Origin of the sequence: Vibrio sp. McD22-P3, from assembly GCF_021568915.1 — a bacterium.
Taxonomy (GTDB): domain Bacteria; phylum Pseudomonadota; class Gammaproteobacteria; order Enterobacterales; family Vibrionaceae; genus Vibrio; species Vibrio mediterranei.
The window spans coordinates 58,844-80,044 of the sequence record NZ_JAKGTN010000024.1; the positions used below are offsets into that span (position 1 = coordinate 58,844).

At 45.1% G+C, this 21,201-nt stretch carries 24 protein-coding genes; 11 read left to right on the plus strand and 13 right to left on the minus strand.

What is annotated here, in order from left to right; all coding sequences use genetic code 11:
• Window positions 1–53 precede the first annotated feature (53 nt).
• On the plus strand, window positions 54–938 hold the full coding sequence (locus tag L2W36_RS22815; protein WP_236111665.1) for an acyltransferase: 885 nt from the start codon (window positions 54–56) through the stop codon (window positions 936–938).
• Window positions 939–983: 45 nt separating this feature from the next.
• Here L2W36_RS22815 and L2W36_RS22820 read toward each other — a convergent pair whose 3' ends face one another.
• The 5 genes from L2W36_RS22820 to L2W36_RS22840 all read right to left on the minus strand — a co-directional run bounded on the left by L2W36_RS22820 (window position 984) and on the right by L2W36_RS22840 (window position 4,906).
• Complete coding sequence (locus L2W36_RS22820; protein ID WP_031493306.1) at window positions 984–1,583, minus strand: thiol:disulfide interchange protein DsbA/DsbL; 600 nt, start codon at window positions 1,581–1,583, stop codon at window positions 984–986.
• Between the two features lie 51 nt (window positions 1,584–1,634).
• Window positions 1,635–2,618, minus strand: coding sequence for a serine/threonine protein kinase (locus L2W36_RS22825; RefSeq protein ID WP_236111672.1), 984 nt, complete (start codon window positions 2,616–2,618; stop codon window positions 1,635–1,637).
• Between the two features lie 61 nt (window positions 2,619–2,679).
• Window positions 2,680–4,098, minus strand: coding sequence for a cytochrome c oxidase accessory protein CcoG (gene ccoG / locus L2W36_RS22830; protein WP_236111666.1), 1,419 nt, complete (start codon window positions 4,096–4,098; stop codon window positions 2,680–2,682).
• 227 nt (window positions 4,099–4,325) lie between these two features.
• Entirely contained in the window at window positions 4,326–4,592 is a 267-nt protein-coding gene (locus L2W36_RS22835) for a YihD family protein (RefSeq protein ID WP_006073010.1), read from the minus strand.
• 116 nt (window positions 4,593–4,708) lie between these two features.
• Window positions 4,709–4,906, minus strand: a complete 198-nt coding sequence (locus tag L2W36_RS22840; protein WP_006073009.1) for a hypothetical protein — start codon at window positions 4,904–4,906, stop codon at window positions 4,709–4,711.
• A 271-nt stretch (window positions 4,907–5,177) separates the two neighbouring features.
• On the opposite strand from L2W36_RS22840, the gene L2W36_RS22845 reads away from it, so the two are divergent.
• Both L2W36_RS22845 and trhA read left to right on the plus strand, forming a co-directional pair.
• Window positions 5,178–5,978, plus strand: coding sequence for a sporulation protein (locus tag L2W36_RS22845; protein ID WP_031495732.1), 801 nt, complete (start codon window positions 5,178–5,180; stop codon window positions 5,976–5,978).
• A gap of 68 nt (window positions 5,979–6,046) precedes the next feature.
• Complete coding sequence (gene trhA, locus L2W36_RS22850) at window positions 6,047–6,700, plus strand: PAQR family membrane homeostasis protein TrhA (protein WP_062463682.1); 654 nt, start codon at window positions 6,047–6,049, stop codon at window positions 6,698–6,700.
• On the opposite strand, the gene L2W36_RS22855 is transcribed toward trhA, so the two are convergent.
• The 5 genes from L2W36_RS22855 to def form a co-directional block, all read right to left on the minus strand.
• Complete coding sequence (locus L2W36_RS22855; RefSeq protein WP_006073006.1) at window positions 6,697–8,142, minus strand: TrkH family potassium uptake protein; 1,446 nt, start codon at window positions 8,140–8,142, stop codon at window positions 6,697–6,699. The genes trhA and L2W36_RS22855 overlap by 4 nt on opposite strands.
• A 9-nt stretch (window positions 8,143–8,151) precedes the next feature.
• Window positions 8,152–9,528 (minus strand): Trk system potassium transporter TrkA, encoded by a 1,377-nt coding sequence (gene trkA, locus L2W36_RS22860; RefSeq protein ID WP_006073005.1) that lies wholly within the window; start codon window positions 9,526–9,528, stop codon window positions 8,152–8,154.
• Window positions 9,529–9,595: 67 nt separating this feature from the next.
• Entirely contained in the window at window positions 9,596–10,873 is a 1,278-nt protein-coding gene (rsmB, locus tag L2W36_RS22865) for a 16S rRNA (cytosine(967)-C(5))-methyltransferase RsmB (protein WP_236111667.1), read from the minus strand.
• A gap of 90 nt (window positions 10,874–10,963) precedes the next feature.
• A complete protein-coding gene (gene fmt / locus L2W36_RS22870) occupies window positions 10,964–11,911 on the minus strand; it encodes a methionyl-tRNA formyltransferase (protein ID WP_031494025.1) in 948 nt (315 codons plus the stop codon).
• 17 nt (window positions 11,912–11,928) lie between these two features.
• Complete coding sequence (gene def / locus L2W36_RS22875; RefSeq protein ID WP_006073002.1) at window positions 11,929–12,438, minus strand: peptide deformylase; 510 nt, start codon at window positions 12,436–12,438, stop codon at window positions 11,929–11,931.
• A 115-nt stretch (window positions 12,439–12,553) separates the two neighbouring features.
• Between def and L2W36_RS22880 the strand changes: the two genes are divergently transcribed.
• The 4 genes from L2W36_RS22880 to L2W36_RS22895 are packed head-to-tail and all read left to right on the plus strand — an operon-like array spanning window position 12,554 to window position 15,823.
• A complete protein-coding gene (locus L2W36_RS22880; RefSeq protein WP_236111668.1) occupies window positions 12,554–13,642 on the plus strand; it encodes a LysM peptidoglycan-binding domain-containing protein in 1,089 nt (362 codons plus the stop codon).
• The gene (gene dprA, locus L2W36_RS22885; protein WP_236111669.1) at window positions 13,635–14,735 is read left to right on the plus strand and encodes a DNA-processing protein DprA; all 1,101 of its coding nucleotides are present in this window, start codon (window positions 13,635–13,637) and stop codon (window positions 14,733–14,735) included. The genes L2W36_RS22880 and dprA overlap by 8 nt, the downstream gene beginning before the upstream one ends.
• 2 nt (window positions 14,736–14,737) lie before the next feature.
• Entirely contained in the window at window positions 14,738–15,214 is a 477-nt protein-coding gene (locus L2W36_RS22890; protein WP_006072999.1) for a DUF494 family protein, read from the plus strand.
• A 36-nt stretch (window positions 15,215–15,250) separates the two neighbouring features.
• Window positions 15,251–15,823 (plus strand): DNA topoisomerase family protein, encoded by a 573-nt coding sequence (locus L2W36_RS22895; RefSeq protein ID WP_062463693.1) that lies wholly within the window; start codon window positions 15,251–15,253, stop codon window positions 15,821–15,823.
• 50 nt (window positions 15,824–15,873) lie between these two features.
• On the opposite strand, the gene L2W36_RS22900 is transcribed toward L2W36_RS22895, so the two are convergent.
• Complete coding sequence (locus L2W36_RS22900) at window positions 15,874–17,004, minus strand: 5-(carboxyamino)imidazole ribonucleotide synthase (RefSeq protein WP_236111670.1); 1,131 nt, start codon at window positions 17,002–17,004, stop codon at window positions 15,874–15,876.
• A 2-nt stretch (window positions 17,005–17,006) separates the two neighbouring features.
• Entirely contained in the window at window positions 17,007–17,492 is a 486-nt protein-coding gene (purE, locus tag L2W36_RS22905) for a 5-(carboxyamino)imidazole ribonucleotide mutase (RefSeq protein WP_006072996.1), read from the minus strand.
• A gap of 183 nt (window positions 17,493–17,675) precedes the next feature.
• On the opposite strand from purE, the gene L2W36_RS22910 reads away from it, so the two are divergent.
• The 4 genes from L2W36_RS22910 to L2W36_RS22925 all read left to right on the plus strand — a co-directional run bounded on the left by L2W36_RS22910 (window position 17,676) and on the right by L2W36_RS22925 (window position 20,323).
• On the plus strand, window positions 17,676–18,233 hold the full coding sequence (locus tag L2W36_RS22910; RefSeq protein WP_006072995.1) for an L-threonylcarbamoyladenylate synthase: 558 nt from the start codon (window positions 17,676–17,678) through the stop codon (window positions 18,231–18,233).
• 10 nt (window positions 18,234–18,243) lie between these two features.
• Entirely contained in the window at window positions 18,244–19,149 is a 906-nt protein-coding gene (hemF, locus tag L2W36_RS22915) for an oxygen-dependent coproporphyrinogen oxidase (protein WP_006072994.1), read from the plus strand.
• Between the two features lie 79 nt (window positions 19,150–19,228).
• Window positions 19,229–20,056 carry a shikimate dehydrogenase gene (gene aroE, locus L2W36_RS22920; protein ID WP_038222701.1) on the plus strand — a complete coding sequence of 276 codons (828 nt, stop codon included), beginning with the start codon at window positions 19,229–19,231 and terminating at the stop codon, window positions 20,054–20,056.
• A 3-nt stretch (window positions 20,057–20,059) separates the two neighbouring features.
• Complete coding sequence (locus L2W36_RS22925) at window positions 20,060–20,323, plus strand: DUF1488 domain-containing protein (RefSeq protein ID WP_038224116.1); 264 nt, start codon at window positions 20,060–20,062, stop codon at window positions 20,321–20,323.
• On the opposite strand, the gene L2W36_RS22930 is transcribed toward L2W36_RS22925, so the two are convergent.
• Window positions 20,320–20,868, minus strand: a complete 549-nt coding sequence (locus L2W36_RS22930; RefSeq protein WP_236111671.1) for a gamma carbonic anhydrase family protein — start codon at window positions 20,866–20,868, stop codon at window positions 20,320–20,322. The genes L2W36_RS22925 and L2W36_RS22930 overlap by 4 nt on opposite strands.
• Between the last annotated feature and the right edge of the window lie 333 nt (window positions 20,869–21,201).

The following is a 21,201-nucleotide window of genomic DNA, read 5'->3' on the forward strand; positions in this document are numbered from 1 at the left end:
TTGTACAATTAACCGCCATAAAATTGTCACAAACGAATCATAGATAGTTGGTTATGCTTGGATACCTACTTTTTATTATTAGTGCCTCTCTGGTCATCATTAATACGGCATTTTGTTCGATTCCTATACTTGGGTTTGGATTGATCAAATTTCTAATTCCGATCAAGCCTCTACAGCGACTGTGTACGTCTTTAGCAAATCGCTTTATGTGGTTATGGGCGACGGTGAATCACGGTATTCTTCATTTGGTCAATCCTAAGGTGGTATGGGACATTGAAGGGCTAGAATCACTGCGAAAAAATGGTTGGTATTTGATGATCAGTAACCACCTAAGCTGGACTGACATTGTTGTGCTCTGCAGCGTGTTTAAAGACCGCATTCCAATGCCTAAGTTTTTTCTGAAACAACAGCTTTTGTACGTCCCTTTTGTCGGCATGGCTTGTTGGGCGCTAGATATGCCGTTTATGAAGCGTTATTCACGTGAATATTTGCTTCGTCACCCAGAAAAGCGAGGACAAGATCTCGCGACGACTCGTCGTTCATGTGCAAAGTTTAAAGATACCCCAACGACCGTGGTGAATTATGTAGAAGGAACGCGCTTTACTGCCGATAAGCAGAAGAAAAGTAGCGCGGGTTACAACTATCTATTACAACCTAAATCCGGTGGCATTGCTTATACATTGGCAGCGATGGGTGACCAGTTTGAGAATATTATTGATGTCACTCTGGCGTATCCGGAAAATATGGATGAGCCTTTTAAAGCGGTATTAAAGGGTGATATGAAAAAAATCGTAGTAAAGGTTCGTATTCTGCCTGTAGATGAGAAAATTCTAGGTGATTACTTCAACGATAAGCCTTACAAGCGAGAGTTCCAAAAGTGGTTAGGTGAGGTTTGGAAGGACAAGGACCAAGTACTCGATGATATCCACACCAAATAAAAAAACCGAGCTCATATGGGCTCGGTTTTTACATTTTAGAGCGGCTTATTTCTTCAATAGGAAGTTTACCAGCTCAAAGTACTCATCCAATGACTGAATGCCACCAGCTTCGACTAGGTACTTGTTATTGACGATGACAGCAGGGACACCAGAAAGTCCGCTGTCTTTAAACTGCTTATCAAAACGACGCACCATAGAGTCAACAGCAAAGCCGTTAAATGCGGCATCAAATTTCTTCGCGTCCACACCTTCATCTAAGAAGATTTGACGTAGTTCTTCGTCATTGCGAGGCGGTTTGTTCATGTTATGGATACGGTTAAACATCACAGGAACCATCTTGTCTTCAATCTTTAACGCCACCATAGTCGCGTAGGCTTTGCTCATTGAAAGGCCCATGTTGCCACCCATAAAAGAAACGTGGTTCTTCTGGAACTTAGCGTCTGCTGGAATCTTTTTCTTAAGCTGCGCAATGATAGGCTCGAAACTGTTGCAGTGTGGGCAGTAGAACGAGAAGAACTCTGTTACTACAGGCTTAGAAGATTTTTCTAAGTCTAGAACTTTATAGTGAGTACCTTCTTGAAATTGTGCTGCACTTACTCCCAGGCTGACTAGAAGCGTCGCAAATAATGCGATGATTTTTTTCATTATTTTCTCCATGTGTAAAACCAAATCCTTATCAGGAATGGGGATAGTTTGTCACCACTGCGGTTGTAATGAAAGTGGCTTTTCATTCAGCGCGGCAATCTGTTCTTTAAAGCCGAGCACTTGTCCTTCCCAGTATTTGGCATCATTGAACCAAGGAAAGGCTTGTGGGAATGCAGGATCATGCCAGCGTTTTGCCAACCAGGCCATGTAGTGCACCATACGTAGACCACGTAAAGGCTCAATTAGTTTCAATTGATCGTTAGGCAAGTCACTAAATTCTTGATATCCCTCCAACAGAACATCAAGTTGCATCATCTTGTCTTGTCGATCGCCATTGAGCAGCATCCATAAATCCTGAATAGCAGGCCCATTACGAGCGTCGTCTAGGTCCACAAACATCGGACCGTCACGCCAAAGAATGTTGCCCGGGTGGCAGTCGCCATGCAGACGAATGGTTTCACTCGGTTGCCAATGCGCTTCAATATGTGAGATCAGTAAATCTAAGTCACTAAAAAACGCATTCTCTAAATGTGCAGGGATGAATGTAGACGATTGAAGCAGCTTTCTTGGCTGATATACGTACTCTTCCAGACCAATTGTCGGACGATGGATGAAGTTCTTTTGAGCTCCTACCTGATGGATACGGCCCATAAATCGACCCACCCATTCTAGTTGCTCTAGATTATCAACCTCGAACTGGCGACCACCTTCACTATTAAACAGAGTGAACAGATAACCTTGATACTCATGAATAGTCTCTCCGTTAATCGATAGAGGCGCTGCAATAGGTACTTCGTTTTCCACCAATTCACTGGAAAAGTCGTGCTCTTCTTGGATTTGCTCACGGCTCCAACGTTGCGGTCTATAGAACTTGACCACAAAGCGTTTTCTATCTTCATCAGTAAATTGATAGACGCGGTTTTCGTAACTGTTAAGAGCAAGCAAGCCGGATTCTGCTCGAACACCGATGCTTTCTAAGGCATACCACATGAAATCAGGAGTGAGGGCATCAAAGTTAAAGGCTTTATCTGTCATGTATAAAATAAAAGGGCTCATTGCTGAGCCCTTTTCCTATAATAGGTAGCTAACACGTCGGTTAGAGCTTCTTAATAAATCGACTTTCTACTTCTGTTGAGAAGTCATTACTGTCGCTCAGTATAAACTGAATTGTCGATACAGGTGAACTGAGTTGCTCTGGATCAGCACCTAAACTGATCGGCAAGTTATAGACTTCACCTGGTTCAACGGAAATGGTTTGTCGTCCATACCAAGTTGCATTTTCTAGCCCAGAAACACTGAGCGTATATTGTTGCTCTTGTTGTGTTTTATTGATGACCTTCAAGGTGTAGGTATTCTCCACCAGACCATCACTGTTAACTCGGAACAGTTGGTTACGATCCCTAAGAACACTCAGCCCCGCGGGGTCGACGGCCGAAATCTGCACAAAGAACAGGGCAATCATCACTAGTAATACCGAGCCATAACCTAGCAGCTTTGGTCGCATGACTTTGGTGTGTTTACCTGAGAGGCGGTGCTCCGTGGTGTAGCTGATGAGACCTTTCTCATAGCCCATTCTGTCCATAGTCTTGTCACACGCATCAATACAAGCGCCGCAGTTGATGCATTCGTACTGCAAGCCATCTCGGATATCAATGCCTGTCGGGCATACTTGTACACAAAGGTCACAGTCAATGCAGTCACCTAAGCCCAGTTTTTTCGGGTCTGCTTTACGAGAGCGAGGGCCGCGAGTTTCACCTCGTTGACTTTTGTAACCAACAATAAAGGTGTCCTTATCAAACATGGCTGACTGGAAGCGAGCGTAAGGGCACATATGGATACACATGATGGAGCGCATCCACCCTGCATTTGCGTATGTACAACCGGCAAAAAACAACACCCAGAATACGGGCCAGAAACTGGCATTAAAGGTGAAAAAATCACTAACGAGCGCGCCAATTGGCACAAAATAACCGGTAAAGGTAAAGCCAGTCGCTAACGCGATAGCTAACCAAGCGACATGTTTGAGACCTTTACGCATAATGAGGTTTGGACTGAGTTTTCCACTGTCTTGCTTGCGTCGTTTGTTGGCGCTGCCTTCTAGTTTTTCTTCAAACCAAATGTACATAAAGGTCCAGACGGTTTGTGGGCATAAGTAGCCACACCATACTCGACCTAAAAACGTGGTGATAAAAAACAGGCCAAATGCGGCCACCATAAATAGTAACGCGAGTAGGGTGAGATCTTGCGGATAAAGTGTGGTGCCAAAAAAGTTAAATTGCTGATTACCAATATCAAGCAATACCGCTTGTCTCTCGCCATAAGGTATCCAAGGTACCAGTGCGAACAATAGGAGTAAAAACCAGCCGCCGTAGCGTCTAAGCTTTTGAAAGGTTCCTTTACTTTCACGAACGTAGATGCGATTGCTTGGGTTAAATCGATCTCCGTTGCCTTTGTGGGTTTTGGGGTTGAACGTTTTGGGTGTTACATCCTTTACGTCAATTTTATCCTGACTCATGCTGAGGCTGTCCTTCTTGGGCTGACGGTGCGTTTTGACGCACTCTATCTATTCCGACATTGCTACGACTGGTAAGTCACTTACTAATCAGTACGCAGTATTAAAACCCAGCGATTATAACCTTGATAACAATTTCATTTCTTTAAGGCTATCAACCTTTAACAACAAAATTAGCGTCGGTTCATATAAAAAACGACCCTTAGAGGGTCGTTTTTTATAACATTTGGTTATTTGATGATGCCGCGAGCCTTTAAGAGTGCGGTTTTGAAGTCATCCTCTTGGTCTTTCGCCAATCCTGGAATCATTTCGTCTTTCTGGCTATTACGCATTTTTAGATGGTAGATAAGAACATCATCAGTGAGATCTTCAAGCTTACCTTCGTATCCAGCTTCATTGGACAGTTTTATAATAAATTCCAGTAAGTTAAGGTCAGGTTCTTTCTGCCATTCTGGATGTATCAACTCAATGAGTTCGTTAACGCGGTGACACTTCATAACTTTCTCCACAATTTTTATAAGTATTTTTGAGTAAAAGTACCAAAAATCGAGGCTAATACCAATAAGTGAAGGAATTGGACACAAAAAAAAGCGCAGGATAACTGCGCTTTTTATTATGCCGCTTTAACAACTCTGGTTGGAGCTGGTGCCATACGAACACTTTGTTCAACGAGCGTCATTGAAGGAGCGACTTTTTTTGCGACAGGCGCAGAAACGAAACCACTGCGACGACGCGACGCACCACGATTTGAGTACGAAAACCTGACGGGTGTTGGGCGCATTGTTTTACCTAACAAGTCAGGCAATTCCATTGCCAATCTAATGGCCTGATTACTTATGAGAACACCGAAATAACTCTCAATGTCACTCTTTTTTGACTTATGCCACTCCAAATAAGCAATCAGGAATAATGATATGCATGCATATCACGCATAGAATACCACCAAGTTTGTGTGGATACGATAGTTTGCAGTGAATTGTTGGTTATTTTTTCCACAATAGATTTGTGTGTTGGATATTTGTTTTCTCTATCATTTTGCGATAAAACGGTAACACTATCTTGGGATATAAATGGATGTGCGTATGTCTTTTTTTAAGAAAACCTTAGCAAGTTTTGGTATCGGCGCCGCGCGAGTGGATTCTGTTCTTCACCAAGAATATCTCTATCCCGGCGAGACAGCGAAAGTTACGATTCACGTCTACGGTGGTAACACTGCCCAGACGGTGGATAACATCAATATGAGGCTTTGTTGTCGCTATATTGATGAGGTAGCACGTAGTAACCACGACAATAGCAATCAACCGGGCGCACCGAAAAAAAGAGTATCGAAAACCTTTGAGCTGCAAACATGGAAGCTGCCTTACGCATTTACCATTGAGCCAGGAGAAACAAGAGACTTTGAGGTTGAGCTTGACGTGCCTTGGAATACTCCAGTGACAATTGGTGATTCTAAAGTATGGTTGGAAACTGGATTGGATATCGCGCTAGCAGCTGATCCAACAGATAAAGATATGCTGACAGTGAGGCCAGACCCATTAGTGGACGGCATATTCTCTGCTTTGGAAGAGCAAGGGTTACGTATTCGTCAGGTTGAGTGCGAAGCGGCAAAGGGCTTTGTTATGCCGTTTGTTCAAGAGTTTGAGTTTGTTCCAACCACAGGGCCTTACCATGGTCGCTGGCGTGAGCTTGAGATCATTGCTTACCGTAGTGAAGATGAACTCAAGTTATGGTTTGAAATCGATAGAAATAAAGAGGGAGTAAAAGGCATGCTCTCAAGTCTCATTGGTTTAGGGCAACTGAAACGAGAAATGCAGATCCCAAGTTCACTGTCTGGTGAAGAAGCGGGTCAGCAAGTCCTGGCTTACTTAGAGCAAACAACCTAATTTCAGCTAACGCATGTTAGCTGAATGTGGCATACTCTTTAATCACTGTCTTTTTAGAGTATGCCTTAATGTCCTCAGCAACTACTTCCAATTACAGCGCTCGTGAAGAGTGGGCGAATAGCATCTCTCATGGTATTGGAGTGCTGCTGTCCATTGTAGGCTTGATACTACTGCTGCAAAAAGCGCTTGGTGCGCATGCCGATGTTCTCACGATTACTAGTATGAGTCTTTATGGCGCTAGCATGATCACGCTATTTCTGGCCTCAACCTTGTATCACTCTATTGCTAACCCTAACAGTAAACGCTGGCTGAAAACTTTCGACCATTGCGCTATTTTCTTGTTAATAGCGGGTAGCTATACACCGTTTATGCTGGTGAGTCTGAGAACACCACTAGCAATTGGCTTAATGGTTGTTATTTGGGCGCTGGCTGTTATTGGCATCATTATGAAGTTGTTCTTCGTTTATCGCTTTAAACGTGCTTCATTGATTACCTATCTTGTCATGGGGTGGTTATCGGTGATAGTCATCTATCAATTGGCTAAGCATTTAGAGCCTTCAGGCTTAATACTATTGGCATTGGGTGGTGCGATTTACACCTTGGGTGTTGTGTTCTATGCCAATAAGCGGATACCTTATAACCATGCTATTTGGCATCTTTTTGTGCTTGCAGGAGCAGCTTGTCACTTTTTTGCCGTGTACTGGTATGTAGCGCCGGTTTAGCGGCGCCAAAATGCAGGGAAGAAGAGTACTAACAGGGTCAGGATTTCCAAACGGCCCATTAACATACCAAAGCTAAGCAGCCACTTAGCGGCGTCGGGAAGTGGCGCAAAGTTACCTGTTGGGCCAATGATATCGCCCATCCCAGGCCCTACGTTCGCGACTGCGGTGATAGAGCCGGAGATACTGGTAACGGGGTCCAACCCCATAGCACTCAATCCTGCGGCGATAACGATAATAGTCACGAAGAACATCAATACAAATGCGACAACTGAGCGCACGATATCGTCATTGACTGGACGGTTATTGTAGCGTTGAACAAAAACGCCTGACGGATGAATAAGCTTCATCATTTGCTTATTAAGCAAGGTAACAGCTATCTGAAAGCGGAATATTTTGATGCCGCCCGAGGTTGAACCTGAACACGCTCCTACCATCATCATAAACGCAAAAATAACCGAAGGTAGCGGCCCCCAAGCCGTAAAGTCTTCCAGTCCAAAGCCCGTTGTTGTTACAACAGATACGATGTTGAACATGGATACTCGGAATGCATCATTTAGTGCATAGCCATCTTCCCAAAATAGCCACAACGCCACAACGGTGCTCGATACTAAAAACAGATACCCAAAGCCTCGAACCTGAGCATCCCTAAGCAATATTCTCGGATCGCGTTTTGTTAACGCAGCAACAAACAATAGGAAAGGTAGCCCGCCTAAGAACATAAAGATGGTACCGACCCAGTGTGCGCCTTCCGAGAAATGGTTCATAGAGCCATCGGAAGTGGAATAGCCGCCCGTTGAAAGTGTAGTAAATGAGTGATTAATTGCATCGAACAGATCCATTCCTGTCACTGTATAGCCCAGTAGACAAAGCCCAGTTAATACTAGATAAACCAGTACAATGTTTTTGGCGACCGTTTTGGCTCTCGGGCTGCTTTTATCTGACCAATCTGAAGATTCAGTCTGGAATAGACGCATACCACCGACATTAAGCATTGGCAGAACGGCAACCGCCATAACAATAAATCCGATACCACCTAACCATTGCAAAATAGAACGCCACAGTAAAATACTGGGAGCCATGTTGTCTAATCCGCTAAGTACCGTCGACCCTGTTGTCGTAATGCCAGACATGGTCTCGAAGTAAGCATCGGTGAAGCTGATATGGTTGATAAAAACAAAAGGGAGCGCGGCAAAGGCACTGGCAATAGTCCAAACCAAGCTAGTGATTAGGAACATATCACGCACACTGAGTTTGAAGTTTTTTGTGCGTCCAAGTGAGAGGCAAACAAAGGCGGCAAAATGGGTAATGACAACCGCTAAGCCAAAATCAAGGAAACCATCGGTACCAGTAAAGAAAGCAACCAATGTTGGGACGTACATAAATAGGGCTAGCTTAGAGAGCACTAACCCTATAACAAAGGAAACAGGACGGGCGTTAACCATTGGAGTGCCTTACAGGAAGAATGCACTTGGTTGGAACAATGCCTCAACGTCAGGCACGTATTTTTTGTCCACGAGGAACATCACTACGTGATCATCTTGCTCAATCACGGTGCGATCATGGGCAATAAGTACTTCTTCACCACGTACAATAGCGCCAATTGTGGTACCTGGTGGTAGTTTTATGTCACCAATGGCTTTGCCAACCACTTTAGATGTGGTTTCGTCACCATGAGCAACTGCTTCGATCGCCTCTGCGGCTCCGCGGCGCAGTGATGAGACGTTTACAATATCGGCACGACGAACGTGGGTAAGTAGAGCGGAAATAGTCGCTTGCTGAGGTGAAATCGCCACGTCTATGGTACCGCCCTGCACAAGGTCAACATAAGCCCCACGCTGAATCAGTACCATGACTTTTTTTGCGCCCATTTTCTTCGCCAACATCGCTGACATGATGTTGGTTTCATCTTCATTGGTGAGTGCAATAAATACGTCTACTTGGTCGATGTTCTCTTCGGTTAACAGCTCTTGATCCGCAGCATCACCACAAAAGACGATGGTGTTCTCTAACTCTTCCGACAGCTTTTCGGCACGCTTATAACTGCGCTCGATAAGCTTCACGCTGTAAGTTTGCTCTAGACGCTTAGCAAGACTAGCACCGATATTACCACCACCAACAATCATGATGCGGCGGTATGGCTTTTCGAGTCGTTGCAATTCACTCATTACAGAACGAATGTGATTACTTGCTGCTACGAAGAAGACTTCGTCGTCCGCTTCGATAATAGTGGTGCCTTGTGGTCGAATCGGACGTCCTTGACGGAAAATAGCCGCTACTCGGGTATCAATGTGAGGCATATGCTCACGCAAAGTCGACAGTGCATTCCCTACGAGCGGACCACCATAATAGGCTTTGACCGCGACTAAGCTTACGCGTTCATCCGCAAAGCTGACGACTTGCAATGCCCCGGGGTATTGGATCAATCGTTCTATATAGCTGGTCACCAACTCTTCTGGAGCGATCAGGTGGTCAACAGGGATGGCACCTGAGTTGAACAGACTTTCTTTTTCAATCAGGTATTCACGAGAACGAATTCGAGCGACACGGTTTGGCGTATTGAATAAAGAGAACGCAACTTGGCATGCAGCCATGTTGGTTTCGTCCATATTGGTCACCGCCACTAGCATGTCAGCATCTTGTGCGCCAGCTTCACGCAATACATCAGGATGGCTAGCGTAGCCATTGACGACTCGCAAATCGTATTTATCTTGCAGCTCCCTTAGACGGTCACCGTTGCGATCGACGATGGTGATATCGTTGTTTTCACCCACAAGGTTCTCTGCGAGTGTGCCACCAACTTGACCTGCTCCAAGAATGATGATTTTCATAACATTGCGCTCTTTTGATAAATTCGACTTAACGAGTCACTAGCATAGCTATCAATAAGTTAGCATTCTACGCCTTTTTTAGCACAGCGTAATAGAAACCATCCATATCTTCTTCTCCAGGAAGAATCTGACGTCCTGGGTTATCGATGTCTGAATCAATAAGCTGTGCGTTGTCTGTGCGAGCAAGGAATGCTTTTACCTGCTCTTTGTTTTCTTGTGGTGTGATTGAACAAGTGGCGTACACCAATGTTCCACCTACTTTTAATTGCTGCCACATAGCGTCGAAGATCTCACGTTGTAGCTCTGCGAGTGCTTCAATGTCATCGGCGCGGCGCAACCATTTGATATCAGGGTGTCTACGAATCACCCCGGTTGCAGAACATGGCGCATCTAATAGAATGCGGTCAAATTGTTCACCTTGCCACCACTCACTTGGTGTTCTTGCATCACCACACACTACCTTAGCCTTTAGCTGTAGGCGCTTAAGGTTGTCATGAACACGCTTCAATCTTGTTTCATCACAATCAATAGCTACCACTTGGCTGTCTTTAGTACGCTCCAGGATATGTGCAGTCTTGCCTCCGGGAGCGGCGCAACAATCCAAAATCAACTCACCATCTTTAGGCTCTAAGTAGTTGATAGAAAGTTGTGCCGCGGCATCTTGTACCGATACCCAACCTTTATCGAAACCGGGGAGGTTGTTGACATCGCAAGGGGCGGCCAATTTTAGAGCATCCAAGGCTTCAGAGTGAGCGGTGGAATCTATGCCTTCATTTTTGAGTAGTGCTTGATAATCGTCACGATTGAGGTGCTGGTGGTTCACGCGCAGCCACATAGGTGCTTTGGTGTTATTAGCCTCTACAATCGTTTCCCATTGTTGTGGGTAGCTTTCTTGCAGTAGCTTCAGTAACCAACTAGGGTGGCCGTATTTTCCAGCATTGTGGCTGACGGAAATCTCATCTAGCTGCTCTTGGTTGCGTTGGTAGTTGCGTAGTACTGCATTGATAAGGCCGCGCAGTCTCGGACCTTTCAGCGTTTTGGTCGCTTCTACAGTCTCCCCCACCGCTGCATGAGCAGGAATTCGCATATGGCCAATTTGATAGATGCCGACCAAAATCAGGTGATGAAATACACGTTGTTTACCTTTTAATGGTTTATCCATTAGCTCGGATGCAACGGACTCCAAACGAGGCAATATGCGCAGCGCACCAAAGCAAATCTCTTGTAATAAGGCTTGATCTCTAGGTTTTACTTGTTGCTGGCCTAATGGAAGGGCGCTCGATAGAGATTGACCTTTATCAACCACTTGGAAAAGGATATTGGCCGCAGCAGCGCGAACATTCATGTTGGTTACCTAAATTTTTATCGACATTAAAAATAAAATAAGGCCCGCACTCAACGTGCTGGCCCTAACTATCAATGAGCATTTGCGTCTTTAGCTCAGAACGCTACTCACTTCAAACCAGCTGGCTTTAGAATTCAATACATCGCTCACTGGCATGGCCTTTTTACCCGGTATTTGAATTTGTTCTAACACCAAAGTACCTTGACCGGTTGCGACGTAAATTCCTGTTTTATCAGCCTTAAGAATAGTCCCGGCTACTGATTCTGTCGCATTGTCTTCTACCCGCGATTGCCAAACTTTGATGTTGTTCTCTTCTACAGAGAAGAAGCTCATAGGCCATGGGTTGAAAGCACGAACGCAGCGTTCAGTGAATTCTGCTGGCTGACTCCAATCGATCTTCGCTTCATCTTTGCTTAGCTTGCTGGCGTAGTTCGCTTCATCGTCATTTTGCTTTTCTGGCGCAGCATTGCCTGAGGAAATATCAGCAAGACATTCGACTAAAGCTTGTGGGCCAAGCTCTGCCAGCTTATCGTACATGGTCGCACTGGTATCGGTGGCTTCAATTGGTAGTGTGGCAATTTTCAGCATATCACCGGTATCTAGGCCAATATCCATCTGCATAATTGTCACACCGGTTTGTGCATCCCCAGCCCAAATAGAGCGCTGAATAGGTGCAGCACCACGCCAACGAGGCAGGATTGAACCATGAACATTGATACAACCTAGCTTTGGCGTATCAAGAACGGCTTGTGGCAACAACAGGCCATAAGCGACAACCACCATGATATCGGCATTGAGGTCTTTGAGCTCTTGCTTAGCTTCGTCAGACTTGAAATTGACGGGTTGATAAACCGGAATATCATGCTCAAGGGCAATATTTTTGACCGGACTTGCCGTTAGCTTTTTGCCTCGGCCTGCTGGTCTGTCAGGCTGGGTGTAAACAGCGATAACCTCGTGCTCCGAAGACAATAACGCCGCCAAGTGACGGGCGGCGAAGTCTGGAGTACCGGCAAACACAATACGTAATGATTGGCTCACGGAAACCTCACTTAATATTATTGTTTAGCGTTGAAGCGCTTAATTTTCTCGAGTTTGTCTTTGATGCGTTTACGCTTTAGAGGAGAAAGGTAATCAACAAACAGTTTACCCTCTAAGTGGTCAAGCTCATGCTGTACACAGATAGCCAATAGGTCATCTGCATCAAACGTAAACTCTTCACCATCGCGGTTCAGCGCTTTGACACTCACTTCAGCGGCGCGTGGCACTAGTGCGCGAGCACCAGGGACAGAAAGGCAGCCTTCTTCAATACCATCTTCACCGCGCTTTTCGGTAATTTCTGGGTTGATAAGTACCATCGGTTGGTCGCGAGTATCTGAAATATCAATCACAACAATTCGCTGATGAAAGTCAACTTGCGTTGCTGCAAGGCCAATTCCTTCTTCGTCGTACATGGTTTCAATCATGTCATCGACGACTTTTTGGATTTCCGGCGTTACGGCTTCAACGGGCTTAGCTACCGTTCTTAGGCGATCATCCGGGAAAGTTAATACTTGTAATACAGACATATACACTCAAAATGTTGAACTGTGCCGAATAGGCATGGACTTCGTTGGTTCAATTCTAGACATTTTCGCACCTAAATGACAGCATCCCTTGAAACAAAGCGAAGGATTGCGGTGTATGAAACAGGGAATATGTCTGTTATTGACTCTTTCATCTCTTTTTTCTATCACCTTATGGGCGTTTCAATCTCACGCTAGCGTAAGCGACTTCCTCAAACCAGACGCACCTCGACATTATGTTGTTAAGTCTGGCGATACTTTATGGGGAGTTTCAGGGCGATACTTATCCTCTCCTTGGCGCTGGCCAGAGCTTTGGCTACACAACTCTCATATAGCTAATCCTCATAAAATTTACCCGGGAGATACGCTGTTATTAGTCTGGGTAGCAGGGCAACCGCAATTGATAAAGAAAGCGCTAAGGCGCCTTTCTCCAGTGATGGACGTTACGTTAAAACAGCCGTCAAATTGGTTAAATCCTCGTGCCATTGCTCGTTATAGAGAACAAGAGAGATTGATACTTGCGAGTGAGTTAGCCACTTATCCTAAGATAGTAGGCTCTACTCGTGGCTTGGATTACATTTCCAATCAAGATGAGGTTTACATTGATTATCAAGGCCATGAGCAAAACTGGGTCATTTATCGAGTGGGGAAGCTCTATCGCAACGATGATGAGCACTTTACTATGAGAGAAATTAAACGACTGGCGACAGCCCGTTTGATGAAACAGATAAATGATATTGCTGTTTTGCAGTTGACGGATTTTAATCATGAGCTCAAGCGAGGAGACATTGCTATTCCTATCTCCGAGCTAGCTCGGGATGAATCATCAACGCTTATTGAGCCAAAAGCAGGACCTAATGTAGAAGATCTTCGCATCGTAGGAACGTTCAATTCTCTGCATTTTGCGGTTCAAGGACATACGGTAGTGTTGAATGCAGGGCAAGACGCTTCTGTTGTTGAAGGCAGTAGCTACATACTAAAAAGGCCCAGTGAAACATTTGTTTATTCCGATGGTCAGCATGGTTTAAGTGGTCGTGACGAGTCTCATGTAGCTATGTCTCAGTTTCCATTAATAGACATAGGGCGCTTGATGGTGATTCACAGTTATCAACGTTTCAGTGTCGCACTGGTTACTGAGTCTCCAGAGCCTATCACCAAGCAAACCATTATTGTGCCACCAAGCAGCGATAGGGTGTATCGTGAGTGACGATCGCACTCTAGCTTGGCTGCGGCTTTCTCTGTGCCCCGGCATCGGTGCTGTCACGTTCGAAAAGTTACGAGCGATAGATAGTCCGCTCAACATTGTTAGCTATTCACCACAGGAACTGGCCTCTATTGGTTTGAAGTCGCATCAAGTGGCGTTTATCCATCATCAATCGATAGCGCTTGCTGAACGGGCTCTCGCTTGGGCGTCGGGAGAGCGTCGCTACATTGTGACCAGTGGCGATAAGGCGTATCCGCCACTATTGAGTGAAACCAAGGGAGCGCCGCCGGTTTTATTTGTTGAGGGGCAGTTATCCTTACTTGCGGCACCTCAAATTGCCATGGTGGGAAGTCGCAATGCTACTTTGGAAGGGCTAGAGATTGCTCGTAGCTATGCCTGTGAATTTGCAAAGCATGATTACTGCGTGACGAGTGGCTTAGCTTTGGGCATTGACGGTCATGCTCATCAAGGAGCGCTGGATGCAAAAGGCCCTACTATTGCCGTATTGGGTTCTGGTTTATCGCAAATCTATCCGGCACGTCATAAGTCCTTGGCCTCTCGAATTGCAGAGCATGGTGCGTTAGTCAGTGAACATTTACCTTCGGTAAAACCTAGGGCTGAGCACTTCCCGCGTCGTAACCGAATCGTAAGTGGACTGTCTTTAGCTGTATTGGTGGTTGAAGCGACAGAGAAAAGTGGTTCGTTGATTACTGCTAAATACGCGGCTGAGCAAGGGCGAGATGTTTTTGCCATTCCTGGTTCAATTCGCCACCCTTTCCATAGTGGTTGTCACTCGCTGATCAAATTGGGAGCTTGTTTGGTGCAGTCTCCTAATGACCTTCTTAGTGAAATAGAATCTCTCACCAACTGGTCTAAAAAAGTACAACCGACACTTTTTGACCAAGTTATTGATAAAGAAGAATTGCCATTTCCCGATCTGTTGGCTAACGTAGGAATAGAGGCAACACCAGTTGATATTTTAGCGCAAAAGACCCATATTCCTGTGCAAGAGGTCATGCAACAGCTACTAGAGCTCGAGTTATTAGGGCATGTTGTTGCAGTTAACGGTGGTTATATTCTTAAGGGGAGAGGCTAGCTATGATGATGGACATACTGATGTACCTGTTCGAAACCTACGTGCATAGTGATGCAGATCTGCAGGTAGACCAAGACGAACTTGAGGATGAACTGCTGCGAGCAGGCTTTAAGCAAAAAGATATTTATAAAGCGTTAGAATGGCTAGAGGATTTAGCCGAATTGCAAAATGCGGATAATCAATCTGCTATTGCTACCAGCGCAGCGACATCGACACGTATTTATACGGCGCAAGAAATGTCACGTATGGATGTGAAAAGCCGTGGCTTGCTGTTGTTCTTGGAGCAGATTGGTGTGTTGACAGCTGAAACTCGTGAAATGGTTATTGATCGTGTTATGGGACTGGAAACCAATGATTTTGAATTGGATGACCTAAAATGGATCATTTTGATGGTTTTGTTCAATGTTCCTGGCAATGAAAACGCGTACACTCTCATGGAAGAACTGATCTACACCGCAGAGAGGGGTGTAGTCCACTAAGCTAAGCCAAATTTGGCGATAAGTTAAGAGACACCCATGAGTGGTAAAATCGATAACCAACTTTTCTCGGCTCATGAACATGCGTTGGATCATGAGCCCTGTCCACAGTGTCATTCGGGCAAGTTGCTACTTAAGAATGGCAAACACGGTCCGTTTCTGGGCTGTGACCAATATCCAAGCTGCGATTATATTAAACCTCTGCATCAAAATGATGGGCATATTATCAAAGAACTTGGTGTCGCTTGTCCCGATTGCGGTTCAGAATTGCTGTTACGTCAAGGACGCTTCGGTATGTTTATTGGGTGCAGCAATTACCCAGATTGCCATTTCATTCAGTCGCCAAATAAACAAGATGAGCCAGAGCAAGAAGCAAAAGATTCCGTTAGCTGTCCTGAGTGCAGCAAAGGGGTGCTAAAAGAGCGTAAATCACGTTTTGGAAAAGTGTTTTTTGCGTGCGATAGTTATCCTAAGTGCAAGTTTGCCGTGAATCATGTTCCGGTTCCCGGAGTGTGTCAACATTGTGGCTACACGTTGCTGGTTGAGAAAAAACGCGCAGCAGGAACGGTGTTGGAATGTGCATCGAGACGATGCCAGAAAGTACAAGAATAAAAAACGGCTCCTAATTGGAGCCGTTTTTTTGTATTTAGGCTAGCTAATACTTACAGCGCAAGTGCTGCGGGTTTTAGAGCAGGGTAGGCTGATTCATCCAGTAAGTCTGCAAGCTGAATGAGTGTTACTTTTAGCTCGCGTTGACTTGCTGCCGACACATTAATATGCCCCATTTTGCGTCCAGCACGTTTTTCTTTGCCATACCAATGAACATGACATCCAGCTAGAGCATAAACAGCATCAGGAACGGAGTCTTCACCAAGGATATTAACCATAGAGGTGGCTCTAACGGCTTCCGTGGAACCAAGAGGCATGTCGCAAACTGCACGTAGGTGGTTTTCGAACTGACACGTATCGGCACCTTGCTGAGTCCAGTGTCCTGAGTTATGTACGCGCGGCGCAATTTCATTGACGAGAAGTTGGCCATTTACATCGAAAAACTCCAGTGCCAATACACCGACATATTCGAGAGACTCGGCGACAGCGGTAAACATTTGCGCAGCTTGTGCTTGTAGCTCAGGCTCATCGATAGCAGTAGACAAAGTAAGTACTCCGTCAGTGTGTACATTTTCTGCCAGTGGATAAATCGCAATATCACCGTGTTGGTTGCGAGCACCCACAAGCGATACTTCACGTTGGAACGGCACAAATTCTTCAGCCACGATGGCTTGATTATCTGAATCCGCAATGCACTGAGCCATTTCAGTCCAGATTTGCTCTATATTTTCTAATGTTTTGAGTCGCCATTGTCCTTTGCCGTCATAGCCGCCTAACGCACTCTTAAGTACCATAGGCAAACCTACGGTGGCGATAGCGGTATCAAGATCGCTACGTTCGGTAATAACCGCATAGGTCGCGTTCTTAACCCCAGCATTATCAAGCAGCGCTTTTTCAATTCGTCTATCACCACCGGCTTTAATCGCTTCTGTTGATGGCAAAAACTTCCCACTTGCTTCACAGGTAGCTAGGACATCGAGGGGAATATGTTCAAATTCTGCAGTAATAACGTCAGCTTGCGATATGGCTTGCTGTAGACCTTGCCCAAGCACTTCCAGAGTTAAGGGGTGCACAATGTTTTCGCTGCGCACATCAAAGGCAGAGATCTTGATATTGAGAGGCGCGCCAGCCAGCGACATCATTCGTGCTAACTGACCTGCACCAAGTACCAATACGTGTTTCATTATTAGTCCTCAGACGGATCTGGGTTAGCAAGAACGGTTTCGGTCTGTTGGCTGCGGAATGCTTCGACTTTCTCCATCACGGCATCATTATGAACACCAATGATTTGCGCTGCTAAGATTCCCGCATTTGCTGCGCCGGCTTCACCAATAGCGAGTGTGCCAACAGCAATGCCTTTTGGCATTTGCACAATAGACAGCAAAGAATCCATGCCTTTTAGTGCTCGGCTCTGTACAGGAACTCCGAGGACAGGAACACTGGTAAATGCTGCCGCCATGCCCGGAAGGTGCGCCGCACCGCCTGCTCCCGCAATAATAACTTTGATGCCACGCTCTTTTGCAGTCGTTGCATAGTCTGCTAATAGTTGAGGCGTGCGGTGCGCAGAAACAACCTTGGTTTCATAATCTACACCAAACTGATCAAGCATCTCTGCTGCTAGTTTCATGGTTGGCCAATCTGATTTTGAACCCATAATAATGCCGACTTTCATCCGAAGCTCCTTCAAGGCGTGTGCAAATGGACTAATTTGCGCGCATTATACGAGGATTTTTTTCTAAGGAAAACGTTTGCGTAAGTGATTTTTGTGTTTTTTTCTGGATTCTCATGTCGCTTTTCCGCATAGTGCCGTTGAAATGTAAATTAATTGTTTAGGTTTTAATAAAAGGAAGGCTCGGTGGATAATTTTCAAAGTACAGTTGCCGCACTTAAATCTGGTGAAGTGATTGCTTATCCGACTGAAGGAGTATTTGGTGTCGGTTGTGATCCTGATGATGTCAGTGCCATTGAAAAACTACTGGCAGTGAAACAACGTCCAGTAGAGAAAGGACTGATCCTAATCGCTGCCAACTATGAACAGCTTCGACCTTATGTTGACGAGACTAAGTTGACAGCGACGCAGCTCGAAAGTGTACAAAATACTTGGCCAGGACCTTATACCTGGATTATGCCAGCGAGTGACAGAGTCTCATCATGGCTTAGTGGTGCATTCGATACGATTGCGGTTCGAGTTACCGATCACGAGTTAGTGCAGCAACTTTGCCTTTCTTATGGTAAGCCGATTACCTCGACCAGTGCCAACTTGTCAGGAATGCCTTCCTGCATGACAACCGAAGAAGTCAAATCGCAGCTAGGTGATCGATTGGCGGAAATTCTTGATGGTGAAACTGGCGGTCGTAATAAACCGAGTGAAATTCGAGATGCAAGAACGTTAAAAGTATTGAGACAAGGCTGAGGGTAATTAGATGCAACAAGTGGATAAACATCAGGTCAAAGCTTTTTTATTACAGCTCCAGGATGATATTTGCCAAAAGCTTGAACATGAAGATGGTGGTGCAACATTTCAGCAGGATGAATGGCTGCGCGAGCAAGGTGGCGGTGGTCGTAGTCGAGTATTAAAAGATGGTGTGGTCTTCGAGCAAGGTGGTGTTAACTTTTCTCATGTTTTTGGAGACAAAATGCCAGCTTCCGCGACAGCTCACCGACCTGAATTAGCGGGTCGAAAATTTGAAGCGATGGGCGTGTCTTTAGTTATTCATCCTAAAAACCCTTACATTCCAACATCCCATGCCAACGTACGTTTCTTTATTGCTGAAAAAGAGGGTGAGGCACCTATCTGGTGGTTTGGTGGTGGCTTTGACCTTACGCCGTTTTATCCATTTGAAGAAGATTGTCAACACTGGCACCAAGTGGCCAAGGATATTTGTGCGCCATTTGGAGAGCAGGTCTATAACGAACATAAGAAATGGTGTGACGAGTACTTCTTCCTTCCTCATCGTAACGAAACTCGTGGTGTGGGTGGTTTGTTTTTTGACGACCTCAACCAATGGGGTTTCGAGCGCAGCTTTGCCTATATGAAAGCCGTTGGTTCTAGTTATACCGATGCGTATTTACCGATAGTACAGAAACGAAAGCATACAGAATTCGGAGAGAGAGAGCGTCAGTTCCAACTTTATCGACGTGGTCGCTATGTCGAATTTAACTTGGTCTTTGACCGAGGTACATTGTTTGGTTTGCAAAGTGGTGGTCGCACGGAGTCTATTTTAATGTCGATGCCACCACTAGCTCGCTGGGAATATAGTTATCAACCAGAAGAAGGCTCACCAGAAAACGAGCTTTACGCGCACTACCTTCAGCCGCGAGACTGGTAAAGCGACAGGCATAGCTTGGCGAATGAGTGTCGAAGTGATAGTGTCGAACTATTCACTTTGGCACGCAGCAGGCAAGGACATGAGCAAGCCCGATCAGTACGTCGTTTTTGGAAACCCCATTTCACAAAGCAAGTCTCCTTACATACATACACTCTTCGCACGTCAAACTTCTCAACATATTGAATATGGGCGCTTGCAGCCAGAGGAGGGAGAGTTCACTCAAGCTGCTAGTCAGTTTTTTGCTGATGGTGGTCGAGGCTGCAATATTACTGCGCCATTTAAAGAAGATGCCTTCCAGTTCGCTAGTCGATTAACCGAGCGTGCTGAACTAGCCGGAGCGGTCAATACACTCAAGAAACTGGATGATGGTGAAATCATTGGTGATAACACTGACGGAGAAGGGTTGGTTCAAGACTTGTTGCAGCATCAAGTGCAATTAGCGGGCGCTTCAATTTTAGTTATAGGGGCTGGCGGCGCAGCTCGAGGTGTACTTAAGCCGTTACTCGATCAACAGCCAAGCTCTATAACCATTACTAATCGTACCTATGAAAAAGCTCAGCAACTGGCCGAATTGTTTTCGCCTTTTGGAACTATACAAGCAGCGGAAATAAACAGTGTTGGCTGTGCCTATGATGTGGTAATCAATTCGACATCTGCTAGTTTATATAAACAAGTACCAGATATTAGTGATGCGATCTTCGGTGCCAATACTGTCAGCTATGATATGGCTTATGGTCAGGGACTGACGACATTTAACCAGTGGGCAAAAACGTCCGGTGCTCGATGTGTTTATGATGGATTAGGTATGCTGGTGGGACAAGCTGCAGAAAGCTTTTTGTTATGGCGTGGACTAAGACCAGGGACGAAACAAATTCTTAGAGAGCTAAGAAAGAACCTCGAGGCTTAAGTAATGAATCAATCTATTCTATTCTCCGACCAAGTGACGTGGGATGAAGCAACTGGAATGGTTGAGTTTCATGCGCACCAGTCGGGTATGCTTATTGTTTGTTTGGTGAGTTTAGAAAAGCTAGCTCAACTCGCCTACCAGAAAGAGGTCTCTAAACAAGAAGCTATACCAATGTTTGATTCTGTTCGCTTTGATATAGAAGAAATAGCAGAAGCTCTCATAGAAGATGAGAGCTTTGATGAGCAAGGTAAGATAGTCATTCGTTAACGAATGGAATGCACCTTGTGCATATAGTCGTTCTTATTCCGAACATAGTTATCAGCTGATTTCTGTAAAAAAGCACGTTCCTTATCCGTAAGAGGTCGTGCTTGTTTTACCGGGCTCCCTACATATAGATAACCACTTTCGAGTCTCTTATTTGGTGGTACCAAACTTCCGGCACCAATCATTACCTCAGACTCAACGATTGCACCATCGAGAATAATGGACCCCATACCGACCAAAACGCGATCTTCAATAATACAGCCATGAAGCATTACTTTATGACCAATGGTTACATCATTACCTATAAGTAACGGATAACCTTCCGGGTTATCACTGTTCTTGTGAGTAACATGAAGAACACTGTTATCTTGGATATTGGTGCGCTCGCCAATAATGATGTGATTCACATCGCCCCTAGCAGAAACTAAAGGCCAGATACTCGCGTCTTTTCCTAAACGTACATCTCCAACAATCACGCTCGTCTTATCTATATAGACCGAGTCATCAAGTTGAGGAGAGATGCCTTTGTAGCTGCGTATTGAAGTCATGGTGTTCCCTAATTCGATATTTGTTAGTTAGTTTGGCGCTAATTTAAGGCTATTTATAGGGCTAAAGAGCAAAATATAATCATCCAAACAAAAAAACAGAAAAAAATGCATTTTGGGTATTGCCAAGAAGATTTCGATCTCTATAATGCCCCCTCGCTGACACGGGAACGCAGACGAAAGTTCGCATCCAGTCAGAAGGTCTCAAGCTTCTAAGAAGCTTAGCAAAATAAGTTGAAAAAGTGGTTGACACGACAACTTATCTCGCTAAAATGGCCGTCCGTTTTGAGCAAAGCTCAAAACAAGCTCTTTAACAATATAAACCTATCAATCTGT

Coding starts and splice junctions, on each gene's coding strand:
- L2W36_RS22815 (WP_236111665.1), top strand. CDS start 54: ATGCTTGGATACCTACTTTTTATTATTAGTGCCTCTCTGGTCATCATT.
- L2W36_RS22820 (WP_031493306.1), bottom strand. CDS start 1,583: ATGAAAAAAATCATCGCATTATTTGCGACGCTTCTAGTCAGCCTGGGA.
- L2W36_RS22825 (WP_236111672.1), bottom strand. CDS start 2,618: ATGACAGATAAAGCCTTTAACTTTGATGCCCTCACTCCTGATTTCATG.
- ccoG (WP_236111666.1), bottom strand. CDS start 4,098: ATGAGTCAGGATAAAATTGACGTAAAGGATGTAACACCCAAAACGTTC.
- L2W36_RS22835 (WP_006073010.1), bottom strand. CDS start 4,592: ATGAAGTGTCACCGCGTTAACGAACTCATTGAGTTGATACATCCAGAA.
- L2W36_RS22840 (WP_006073009.1), bottom strand. CDS start 4,906: ATGGAATTGCCTGACTTGTTAGGTAAAACAATGCGCCCAACACCCGTC.
- L2W36_RS22845 (WP_031495732.1), top strand. CDS start 5,178: ATGTCTTTTTTTAAGAAAACCTTAGCAAGTTTTGGTATCGGCGCCGCG.
- trhA (WP_062463682.1), top strand. CDS start 6,047: ATGTCCTCAGCAACTACTTCCAATTACAGCGCTCGTGAAGAGTGGGCG.
- L2W36_RS22855 (WP_006073006.1), bottom strand. CDS start 8,142: ATGGTTAACGCCCGTCCTGTTTCCTTTGTTATAGGGTTAGTGCTCTCT.
- trkA (WP_006073005.1), bottom strand. CDS start 9,528: ATGAAAATCATCATTCTTGGAGCAGGTCAAGTTGGTGGCACACTCGCA.
- rsmB (WP_236111667.1), bottom strand. CDS start 10,873: ATGAATGTTCGCGCTGCTGCGGCCAATATCCTTTTCCAAGTGGTTGAT.
- def (WP_006073002.1), bottom strand. CDS start 12,438: ATGTCTGTATTACAAGTATTAACTTTCCCGGATGATCGCCTAAGAACG.
- L2W36_RS22880 (WP_236111668.1), top strand. CDS start 12,554: ATGAAACAGGGAATATGTCTGTTATTGACTCTTTCATCTCTTTTTTCT.
- L2W36_RS22890 (WP_006072999.1), top strand. CDS start 14,738: ATGATGATGGACATACTGATGTACCTGTTCGAAACCTACGTGCATAGT.
- L2W36_RS22895 (WP_062463693.1), top strand. CDS start 15,251: ATGAGTGGTAAAATCGATAACCAACTTTTCTCGGCTCATGAACATGCG.
- L2W36_RS22900 (WP_236111670.1), bottom strand. CDS start 17,004: ATGAAACACGTATTGGTACTTGGTGCAGGTCAGTTAGCACGAATGATG.
- purE (WP_006072996.1), bottom strand. CDS start 17,492: ATGAAAGTCGGCATTATTATGGGTTCAAAATCAGATTGGCCAACCATG.
- hemF (WP_006072994.1), top strand. CDS start 18,244: ATGCAACAAGTGGATAAACATCAGGTCAAAGCTTTTTTATTACAGCTC.
- aroE (WP_038222701.1), top strand. CDS start 19,229: ATGAGCAAGCCCGATCAGTACGTCGTTTTTGGAAACCCCATTTCACAA.
- L2W36_RS22925 (WP_038224116.1), top strand. CDS start 20,060: ATGAATCAATCTATTCTATTCTCCGACCAAGTGACGTGGGATGAAGCA.
- L2W36_RS22930 (WP_236111671.1), bottom strand. CDS start 20,868: ATGACTTCAATACGCAGCTACAAAGGCATCTCTCCTCAACTTGATGAC.